We start from the raw sequence: 1,071 nt of genomic DNA on the forward strand, positions 1-1,071 counted from the left end.
GGATTATCAATGTTGTCGAAGTCTAAAGCTTCACCGTGTATACTAATCTTATTTCTCTCTTTTGTTCTTTCTATTTATTAGTTAAATTTAATGAAAGACAAACTTAAGCCGTATATAATTTATTGCTAGTTCTAGCCTACTTACGAAAATCCTCGCGGATTTTCTATTCGGTTTTTATTTGCTAAATTAGTTGCTTACACACGCAACGTATCATATACAGAACCGTTGTGGTTAATTAAAAAATGAAGATAATATTAAAAGTTTTACCGATTTTAATACTTGTAATTCAATGTAAAAACGTTGAAAAAAATGATTTGCAGGAAAGTGATTGGGCTTTAACAAAAGAATCAAGGGATTATATAGAATATGCGAAATTCATTCAAAATCATCCGAATTCTATAAATTTCACCAAAGCTTTATCGGAATATCTATTTTTAAGAGATGGCACTTCTGATTTTGTTGGTTGCGAAAGATATAATGCTAAAATTGAAGCAATTGACAATTCTAAAGTTTTGTTCAATGGTTACCTAAAAAGTATTGACTCTTTAAGATATTTTACTTTACATTATCTTATAAACGCAAACGGAGAAATGGAAGTCTCATCCAAGTTAAAATATAAAGTCAGAATTCCCCAAACGACTTTATTTGATTCGATTTCCAAAGGAAAGTTTGAATTTCAATTTTATAAAAAGCCTTTTCCTGTTGAATATTTACAGCCAATTTTAACTAAAATTAGAAACGGAATAAATGATTACAAAAACTATTTATCAAAAGAATGGTATCAAACAGAATATTCGGAGTTGACAAATAAACAAAGAATCGAAATCGATGAACTTAACAATCGTAGATTAGTTTTTTTTGATTTCACAGATTTGGAAGATAAAAGATTTAATCCTCCACCAAAATATGATTTTAATGAACAACAAACCGAGTAATAACTAACCACAACAAAGAACTGAGTTAAAAACCAAGCCATTTTAAGCTAATCTTGAAACAAAATTTTCATCATAAGGTTTCCCTCTTTTAGCAATAGCGAAAGCCTGTTTTAATAACTTATTACCTACTGCTATT

At 28.7% G+C, this 1,071-nt stretch carries 1 protein-coding gene; it reads left to right on the top strand.

What is annotated here, in order from left to right:
* Positions 1-242 precede the first annotated feature (242 nt).
* Positions 243-935: a hypothetical protein gene (locus V6251_RS15120; protein WP_341588994.1), complete on the top strand. Its 693-nt coding sequence runs from the start codon at positions 243-245 to the stop codon at positions 933-935.
* Positions 936-1,071 lie beyond the last annotated feature (136 nt).

Source organism: Olleya sp. Ti.3.14, assembly GCF_038154885.1.
Taxonomy (GTDB): domain Bacteria; phylum Bacteroidota; class Bacteroidia; order Flavobacteriales; family Flavobacteriaceae; genus Olleya.

Bases quoted from the DNA above. Each gene is read 5' to 3' on its own strand.
- V6251_RS15120 (WP_341588994.1), top strand. From the start codon at position 243: ATGAAGATAATATTAAAAGTTTTACCGATTTTAATACTTGTAATTCAA.